This is a genomic window from Cardiobacterium sp., assembly GCF_057314735.1.
Map to the genome: position 1 here is coordinate 18,500 of NZ_DBHKZK010000011.1, position 10,177 is coordinate 28,676.

A 10,177-nucleotide genomic window follows, 5' to 3' on the forward strand; every position below is an offset into this window, starting at 1 on the left:
GCGGGAATTATGTGAGGGTGTAAGCGCTTTATTCTAGCTTCTTGCCAAAAGGTTGCCAATTGGTTTTGTTTTTTGCATGGCAGCGTTTTCTGCTGCGATTTTGTGCATTTTTTCACGTCTTTTGTGGTTTTTTATTGTCTTTGAAATCAGTATGATGTGTTTTAATGTGTCTTTTTACAGTCAGGTGTGTTAAGTTGCTCTCATGTTAATTTAACAGTTCCTCCACAGGGGCTGTTGCAGGAGTTGTGTCATGAACAGCGAGCAGTTCAGGCTGTTAGGGATTGAGACGGATTATTTCGCCGCCGATGGTAGTTTTGTCCGTGTTCCAGAGGAGGTGCTCGCGTCTTTGGCAGCGATTTTGACCGCCCCCGGTCAGCCGTTTGTCGCCGATTTTGATGAGGTGTTCAATATTGCGCCGGAGATGGTGTCGCTGTTGCCGGTGGGCGGGGTGTTGTCGCGCTGTGCCGCCGCGTATTTGCTCGATGAGAAGGGCAACAGTCTGCCGTATTCGTTTGTGATGATGGAGGGCGAGCGGATTGAGTTGCCGCCGCTGCCGCCGGGGTATTACACGCTGGAGTTGCACGGCGCGCACCAGATGCGGCGCTGTCTGGTGATTGTGGCGCCGAAGCAGGTGTATCAGCCGGAGATGTTGCGTCAGGGCGAACGGTTAAGCGGGATGAATGTGCAGGTGTACAGTCTGCGTTCGGCGTTTAACTGGGGCATTGGCGATTTGGGCGATTTGCGCCGCTTGGCGATGGATTTTGGCGAGGACAGGATTGATTTTCTCGGCATCAATCCGCTGCACGCGCTGTTTTCGTCGCGGCCGAACTGGGCCAGTCCTTATAGTCCGTCGTCGCGGCGCTGGTTGAACCCGATTTATATTGATGTCGGCGGGATGCAGTTGTTTCAGACGTCGCCGTCGGCGCAGGCGTGGTTTTCGGATGCGGAGACGCAGGCGGTGCTTTCGCGGTTGCGCGAGGCCGACTGGGTGGATTATGCGCAGGTGATGGCGCTGAAGATGCGCGCGCTGCGCTTGATTTTCCACGATTTTGAGGCGCAGGAGGCGTTTGTCGCCGCGCGCGGGACGTTTGAGGAGTTTGTCCGCCGGGGCGGGCGGGAGTTGCGGTTGTTTGCGACGTTTGAGTCGCTTGATCATTATTTTTATGCGCAGACCGCGTCGATTCCGTTCAGTGAGGATACGGTCGGCTGGCTTGGCTGGCCGGAGGCGTACCGCTACCCGGACAGTGCGGCGGTGCAGGCGTTTGCGGTGTCGCACGAGGCGGATATCCGTTTTTATATGTGGTTGCAATGGGTGATGGCGGAGCAGCTGGATTTGGTGCGCATGGCCTGTCATGAGGCGGGAATGGCGCTGCGGCTGTATGGTGATTTGGCGGTCGGCGTGTCGCGCGGCGGCGCGGATACGTGGATTCACCGCGAGATGTACTGTTTGCAGGTGTCGATTGGCGCGCCGCCGGACGAGCTGGGCCCTGCCGGGCAGAACTGGAATTTGCCGCCGCTGCATCCGCAACGGTTGAAGCGCAGCGGTTATCGTGTGTTTATCGAGATGTTGCGCGCCAATATGCGCGTCTATGGCATTTTGCGCATTGATCATGTGATGGCGCTTTGTCGCCTTTGGTGGATTGCTTATGGCAACAGCGCCAATTTTGGCGCCTATGTGCGTTATCCGATTGCCGATTTGATGGCGATTTTGTCGCTGGAGAGCCACCGTGAACGCTGTGTGGTGGTCGGTGAGGATTTGGGCATTGTGCCGGAGGAGATGCGCCGCGCGCTGCGTGAGTACGCCGTCTATTCGTACAGCGTGATGTATTTCAACCACAACGACGGCAATTACTGGATGCCGGAGTATTACCACGATCAGGCGCTCGCCGTGGTCAGCACGCATGATTTGGCACCGCTGTTGGGTTTCTGGACGAACAACGACATCGAGACGATGAACGGGCTGGGCGTCTTTGAGACCCCAGAGCAGTACCAGCAGTTGCTGGCGCAGCGGCGGGAGCGCAAGCAGCAGATTCTCGCGGCGCTCAGGCAAGCGGACGTGCTGGACGCGAGCCACGACGGCGAGGTGCTGGACCATGCGATTGTGCTGGCGCTGCACCGCTTTGTCGCGATGAGCCGCAGCAAGCTGTTTGCCATCCAGCCGGAAAACCTGTTGCCGATTACCGCCTCGTTCAATATTCCCGGTATTGCCAGCGCGTATCCGAACTGGCGTTACCGCCTGCCGGAGGACATCGCGGCGATGGGCAAAGACCCGCAATTGCACGCGATGCTGCGCCATATCGTTGCCACCCGCGCCCACGTCCGCGAGCGCCAGCCCACGGCGGTGGTCGTACCCGCATCCGTTGCCACACTGATAGGAGGAGTAGAAGTGACATCCGTTGATAAATACCTGATAGACCAGCTTTTTGCTGGCACCTTTGCCGACCCGTTCTCATACTTGGGGCCGCATGAAAGCGGCAGCGGCGTGATCATCCGCGTGCTGCTGCCGGGGGCGGACGCCGTGCGCGTGCTTGCCAAAGACGGCAAGAAAGCGCTGGCGGAGATGAGCGTGCTGGACGAACGCGGCTTCTTCATCGCCACGCTCGATGCCGACCCGCGCCTGCATTACCTGCTCGAAGTGCAGTACGGCGCGGACAAATACATTATTGAAGACACCTACCGCTTCACCTCGACCCTGCAGGACTTCGACAACTGGCTGCTCGCCGAAGGCACGCACCTGCGCCCGTACGAAAAATTCGGCGCACACCTGATGCAGCACGACGACGGCGTTTCCGGCGTCAATTTCAGCGTCTGGGCACCGAACGCGCGGCGCGTCTCCGTCGTCGGCGACTTCAACTTCTGGGATGGCCGCCGCCACGTCATGCGTTTCCACCCGCAAAGCGGTATCTGGGATATCTTCGTTCCCAACCTCGAAGAAGGCGCGCTCTACAAATACGAAATCCTGGACGCCAACGGCAACATCCGCCTCAAGTCCGACCCGTATGCCTTTGCCGCGCAAATGCGGCCGGAGACCGCCTCGAAAGTCGTCCGCCTGCCGGAAAAACAACCCTACAACCCTGAGCGCATCGCCGCCAACGGCATCGACGCGCCCATCAGCATCTACGAAGTCCACCTCGGCTCATGGCGGCGCAACCCGGAAAACAACTACTGGCTCGACTACGAACAACTCGGCGACGAACTCATCAGCTACGTCAAGGAAATGGGCTTTACCCATATCGAACTGCTGCCGCTGTCCGAATTTCCCTTTGACGGCTCCTGGGGCTACCAGCCGCTTGGCCTCTACGCGCCGACCAGCCGCTACGGCAGCCCGCAAGCGCTGTGCGACTTCATCCGCAAGGCGCATCAGGCAGGCATCTACGTCCTGCTTGACTGGGTCGTCGGCCACTTCCCCACCGACGAATACGGCCTCGTCCGCTTCGACGGCACCCCGCTCTACGAACACGCCGACCCGCGCGAAGGCTACCATCAGGACTGGAACACCCTCATCTACAACTTTGGCCGCCACGAAGTACGCAACTTCCTCACCGGCAACGCACTGTACTGGGTTGAACACTACGGCGTGGACGGCCTGCGCGTCGATGCCGTCGCCTCGATGATCTACCGCGACTACTCGCGCAAAGAAGGCGAATGGGTGCCGAACCAGTACGGCGGGCGCGAAAACCTCGAAGCCATCAACTTCCTCCAGCGCACCAACGCCATCCTGCAAAACGAACAACGCGGCGCGGTCGCCATCGCTGAAGAAAGCACCGCCTTCACCGGCGTCAGCCACCCGACCGAAATCGGCGGCCTCGGCTTCCAGTTCAAATGGAACATGGGCTGGATGAACGACACCCTGCGCTACATGCGCGAAGAGCCGGTACACCGCAAATACCACCACAACCTGCTCACCTTCGGCATGATTTACCAGTACAGCGAACACTTCGTCCTGCCCATCTCGCATGACGAAGTCGTACACGGCAAAGGCTCGATGCTCTCGAAAATGCCGGGCGACTGCTGGCAACAATTCGCCAACCTGCGCGCCTACTACGGCTATATGTGGGGCTACCCCGGCAAAAAACTGCTGTTCATGGGCTGCGAATTTGCCCAGGGGCGCGAATGGAACTACGAAGAAAGCCTCGACTGGCACCTGCTCGACCCCGAATACGGCGGCTGGCACGAAGGCGTACAAAAATGGGTACGCGACCTCAACCACGCCTACCGCGATCACCCGGCACTGTGGAAACAGGACTGCCAGCCCGAAGGCTTTGAATGGCTCGTTGTCGATGATGCCGAACAATCCGTGGTCGCCTTCGCCCGCCATGACGGTAAAGGCAACCCGGTCATCATCATCAGCAACTTCACCCCCGTCCCGCGCGAAAACTACCGCATCGGCGTCAGCCAGGCAGGCACCTACCACGAAATCTTGAACTCTGACGACGCGCAGTACAACGGCAGCGGCATGAGCGGCGGCAAAACCGTGCATACCGAGAGCGTCGGCAGCCACGGCAAAGCCCAATCGCTCAACCTCACCCTGCCGCCGCTGGCGACCATCTACCTCGCGCTCGACACCAGCGGAGCAGGCGCGTGATGAAACACAAACCGCCGCTGCTCTGCCACCCCGGACAACCGTACCCGCTGGGCAGCACACCGATGACCATCGCCAACCATCAGGGCGTGAACTACGCCCTGATGAGCCGCCACGCGACCGCCGTCACCCTCTGCCTCTTTGACAGCGATGGCGAAGAACGCCGCGTGCGCGCCCACAAAAGCGGCGACATCTGGCACATTTTCGTCGCCGACAGCGGCATCGGCCAGCACTACGGCTGGCGGGTTGATGGCGAAAACCACAGCGGCGGTCGCTTTAACCCGCGCAAACTGCTGCTTGACCCCTACGCCAAAGCCATCGACCGCCTGCCACAATACCGCGACGCCGACGAACTCGCGTACTACCACCACGACGACCCGCGCGACAACGCCGCCGTCGCGCCAAAAAGCATCGTCGTCGGTGCAAGCCGCTTTGACTGGGAAGACGACGCGCCGCCGCGCACCCCGTGGAAAAACACCATCATCTACGAGGCGCACGTCAAAGGCTTCAGCCGACAAAACCCCGCCATCCCGCGCGACATCGCCGGCACCTTTGCCGGCATGGCGCACCCGGCGAGCATTGACTACCTGAAATCGCTCGGCATCACCGCCGTAGAACTCCTGCCGGTGAGCCAGCATCTGGACGAAATCCACCTGCAACAACGCGGCATGAGCAACTACTGGGGTTACAACGTCTATGCGCACAACATCCCGGACAAACGCTACGGCAGCGCGGATGACCTCAAACACCTTGTCAAAACCCTGCACCGGGCGGGCATCGAAATCATCCTCGACGTCGTCTATAACCACAGCGCCGAACAGGACATCTACGGCCCCACCCTCTGCCAGCGCGGCATCGACAACCAGCACTACTACTGGCTGAACGACCACGGCGACTACATCAACCACACCGGCTGCGGCAACGCGGTGAACCTCGCCCACCCCGAAGTGATGCAATGGGTACTGGACAGCCTGCGCTACTGGGTGCGCGAATACCACATCGACGGCTTCCGCTTCGACCTCTGCACCACCCTGGGACGCACCCCGGCATTCGACGCCCGCGCCGGATTCTTCACCGCCATCCAGCAAGACCCGGAACTGGCGGGCATCAAAATGATTGCCGAACCGTGGGACATCGGCCCCGACGGCTACAACCTCGGCCAGTATCCGGCGCGCTTCTCCGAATGGAATGGCCGCTTCCGCGACGATATGCGCGGCTTCTGGCTGTGGGAAAACGGCTGGCTCGGCGCGCTCGCCCAGCGCATCAGCGGCAGCGACGACATCTACCGCCACGACTGGCGCGAAGCCCACAGCTCCATCAACTACCTCACCGCGCACGACGGCTTCACCCTGCACGATCTGGTCAGCTACAGCTACAAACACAACGAAGCCAACGGCGAAGCCAACCGCGACGGCGACAACCACAACTACTCCTGGAACCACGGCGTCGAAGGCGAAAGCGACGACCCCGCCATCCAGACCGAACGACTGCGCAGCCGCAAAGCCATGCTTGCCAGCCTGCTGCTTGCGCAAGGCGTGCCGATGCTGCTGTCCGGCGACGAACGCGGCCACAGCCAGCACGGCAACAACAACAGCTACTGCCAGGACAACCCCACCACCTGGATTGACTGGCAGCACGACCACCCCGAACTGCGCGAGCACATCCGCGCACTCATCGCCCTGCGCCAACAACTGGCGGTGGACGGCATCTACGACGACTGGTGGCACAGCGACAACGCCCGCTGGTACAACGCACACGGCGAAGCCATGTGCGACACCGACTGGCACAACGAAGCAAGCAAAGCACTGGTACTGGAATTACAGGACAAATACCTGATTCTGTTCAACGCAAACCGGGGTGAACAACACTACACCCTGCCTGCGGGCGACTGGCAACCGCTCCTCGGCGACGGACTGAAACAACAAAACCCTCGTGAGGCCAACCTTGCGCACATGAGCGTGAGCGTTTTGCAAAAAACACAAAACGGCACAAACCCCAACACCCTGACAGGAGCACACCCATGACACCGAAAGAAAACATCTACCCGTCCAGAGACGAAATCGCCAACGAAACCCTCGTCCTCATCCTTGCCGGCGGACGCGGCTCCCGCCTCTACGAACTCACCGACCAGCGCGCCAAACCGGCGGTGTACTTCGGCGGCGGCCATCGCATCATCGACTTCGCCCTCTCCAACTGTATCAACTCCGGCCTGCTCAAAATCGGCGTCATCACCCAATACGAAGCGCACTCGCTCCTGCGCCACCTCCAGCACGGCTGGTCCTTCCTGCCGCGCGAACGCGGACAATTCGTCGATATGCTGCCCGCGCGGCAACAACTCAACGACCAAACCTGGTACCGGGGCACCGCCGACGCCGTCTGGCAAAACGTCCACATCATGAAAGACCACTACCAGCCCAAATACGTCGTCATCCTCGCCGGCGACCACATCTACAAAATGGACTATATGCAGATGATCCGCGACCACATAACAAGCGGCGCCAAAGCCACCGTCGGCTGCATCGAAGTCCCGCGCGAACAGGCGACCGCCTTCGGCGTCATGGCAGTGAACGAAAAACTCAAAGTCAAAGCCTTCGTCGAAAAACCCGCCGACCCGCCCGCCATGCCTGACCGCCCCGGCTCCTCGCTCGCCTCCATGGGCATCTACGTCTTTGACGCCGACTACCTCTACCAAGTCCTTGAGCGCGAAGCGACCAGCCCGGAAACCTCGCACGACTTCGGCAAAGACGTCATCCCGGCAGGCGTGCGCGAAGGCGTCGTCTATGCGCATCCCTTCGAAAAATCCAGCAAAGGACGCAACACCCAAGGCACCATCTACTGGCGCGACGTGGGCACCATCGACAGCTACTGGAGCGCCAACATCGACCTGGTCAGCGAATACCCGCAACTGGATATGTTTGACGAAAGCTGGCCGATACGCACCGTACCCAAACAAACCGCGCCGACCAAATTCTTCTACAAACACAGCCACGCGCGCACCATCGACAACTCGCTCATCGGCGGCAGCGGCGTCATCACCGATGCCGAAATCAGCAACTCCGTCATCTTCGATCGCGTCCAGGTGTCAGAAGGCTCGCACATCGACTACGCCGTCGTCCTGCCCCAAGTACGCATCGGCAAAAACTGCGTGCTGCGCCGCTGCATCATCGACCGCAACTGCGCCATCCCGGACGGCATGCAAATCGGCGTGGATGCCGAACTGGACAAACAACGCTTCCGCGTCAGCCAGGGCGGCGTCGTCCTTGTCACCAAAACCATGCTCAAAGCACTGGCTGACCGCCAGGAAAAAGAAGTGGCATAAACCCGCAACCCCAAACCGACAACCGGACACCCCCTCCCCCGCAGGGCGAAGCCCGCAGCGGGGGAGGGTTGGGGAGGGGGTAGAGGCAGCAATCCAAACACCATTGTCGTTTCTGCACACCACGACCCACGGAACAACGAACAAACACCCACCCGTTTACATACACCTTGAGCGCTCAAGTGTATGTATAAAAGCAAGCGCGAACAGGAGCGCAGGTTGGATTAGCGCGAAGCGCGTAACCCAACAAACGTAGGGGCGGTTAGGGCGAAGCCCGTAACCGCCCGCAACCCCAAACCGACAACCGAACCACTCCCTCCCCCGCAGGGCGAAGCCCGCAGCGGGGGAGGGTCGGGGAGGGGGTAGAGGCAGCAATCCAACCGCCATTGCCGTTTCTGCACACCACAACCCACGGAGCAACGACCAAACACACAATCCAAACCGACAACCGGACAACCAACCTTCCACCGAACCACCCCCTCCCCTGCAGGGCGAAGCCCGCAGCGGGACTGGAACAGCTCGCGCGTAGTGCGAGAAAGGGCAGGGGAGGGGTAGAGGCAGCAATCCAAACACCATTGCCGTTTCCGCACAAAACACACCCGCAGCACGCCAAAACCAAAACAAACACCCCAAACCATCACACAAGCCCGCCCGCAAACCATCCCGCCAACACCCGCATCCACACCAAACAAAGAGGACACCACCATGAAAACCCTGCACATCTGCTCCGAACTCTACCCGCTCGTCAAAACCGGCGGCCTCGCCGACGTCCTCGGCGCCCTGCCATTCGCCCAACACCAGGCGGGCATGGACGTGCGCGTCGTCCTGCCGCTGTACCCCAGCGTCGCCGAAAAAGTTGGCGAAACCGGCCACGTCGGCTGGTACCACACCTTTGCAGGCGACATCGAAATCCGCTACGCCAACTACCACGGCGTCGGCCTCTACCTCATCGACGCGCCACACCTCTACCGCCGCGACGGCAACCCCTACCACGACAGCCACTACGCCGACTACGGCGACAACTACCTGCGCTTCGGCCTGCTCGGCTGGGTTGGTGCCTCGCTCGCCGCCGGCGCCGACAGCTGGTGGAAACCCGACCTCGTCCACGGCCACGACTGGCAAAGCGGCCTGGCATTCGCTTACCTGCAAGCCTGGGACATCCCGGTCAAAACCGTCTTCACCATTCACAACATCGCCTACGCCGGCATCTTCAGCGGCCACCACCTCGCCGAACTCGGCCTGCCTGCCTATATGTACGGCACCTACGGCCTCGAATTCTACGGCCAAATGTCCTACCTCAAGGCAGGCCTCTACTACGCCGACCACATCACCACCGTCAGCCCGACCTACGCCCGCGAAATCACCGAACTCGAACACGGCTACGGCTTCCACGGCCTCCTCGGCGAACGTGCGGCACAAGGACGGCTCAGCGGCATCCTGAACGGCGTCGATGACACCATCTGGAACCCGGCGACCGACCCCAACATCGCCAAACCCTACCAACCCAACCATATGCAGGGCAAACGGGTGGACAAACACACCCTGCAACAAACCTACAACCTGCCGACCGACGACAGCGTGCCGCTGCTCGTGATGATTACCCGCCTCACCGAACAAAAAGGCGCCGACCTGCTCCTGGGCGCCGCCGAAACCCTGCTGGCGCGCCCGCTGCAACTCGCCGTCCTCGGCACCGGCTCGCCCGATTTGGAGGCCGCCTTCCGCGACCTGGCCGCGCGCCACCCGGACAAAGTCGGGGTGCGCATCACCTACAACGAAGCACTGTCGCACCAAATGATTGCGGGCGGCGACGTCATCCTCGTGCCGAGCCGCTTTGAACCCTGCGGCCTGACCCAACTCTACGGCCTCAAATACGGCACCCTGCCGCTGGTACGCGAAACCGGCGGACTGGCCGACACCGTCGTCAACACCCAGCCGGACACCCTCGAAAACAAAACCGCGACCGGCTTCACCTTCCGCGACGCGACCCCGGACGCGATCATCCACACCGTGGGGCGGCTGCTGGAAAGCTGGCACGACGCCAAACAATGGGCGGGCATCCGCGCCACCGCGATGGCACAAGACTATAGCTGGCACAAAGCGGCAGCGGCCTACGAAGCGCTGTACAACAGCCTCTGACCCGCCCCGCTTGCCGAACACTTCATCCCTGCGCGACCCCGGTCGCGCTTTTTTGTGAACGGATGCGGCATCAACCCCGCTATCCTGTTATATAGCCATCCACCGAAAGCCTCATACGGTGTTGCGTCGCCTGACCGGGCACC

Annotated in this window: 4 protein-coding genes; all 4 read left to right on the forward strand. The window is 60.8% G+C overall.

Annotated features, from left to right (window positions below; all coding sequences use genetic code 11):
• The first annotated feature begins 250 nt into the window (after nucleotides 1–250).
• Nucleotides 251–4,585, forward strand: a complete 4,335-nt coding sequence (gene glgB, locus ACO54Z_RS00820) for a 1,4-alpha-glucan branching protein GlgB (RefSeq protein ID WP_485995308.1) — start codon at nucleotides 251–253, stop codon at nucleotides 4,583–4,585.
• Nucleotides 4,585–6,606, forward strand: a complete 2,022-nt coding sequence (gene glgX, locus ACO54Z_RS00825) for a glycogen debranching protein GlgX (protein WP_485995309.1) — start codon at nucleotides 4,585–4,587, stop codon at nucleotides 6,604–6,606. Before glgB ends, glgX begins: the two co-directional genes overlap by 1 nt.
• Nucleotides 6,603–7,901: a glucose-1-phosphate adenylyltransferase gene (gene glgC, locus ACO54Z_RS00830; RefSeq protein WP_485995310.1), complete on the forward strand. Its 1,299-nt coding sequence runs from the start codon at nucleotides 6,603–6,605 to the stop codon at nucleotides 7,899–7,901. Before glgX ends, glgC begins: the two co-directional genes overlap by 4 nt.
• Nucleotides 7,902–8,603: 702 nt before the next feature.
• On the forward strand, nucleotides 8,604–10,034 hold the full coding sequence (gene glgA, locus ACO54Z_RS00835) for a glycogen synthase GlgA (RefSeq protein ID WP_485995311.1): 1,431 nt from the start codon (nucleotides 8,604–8,606) through the stop codon (nucleotides 10,032–10,034).
• Nucleotides 10,035–10,177: the final 143 nt, after the last annotated feature.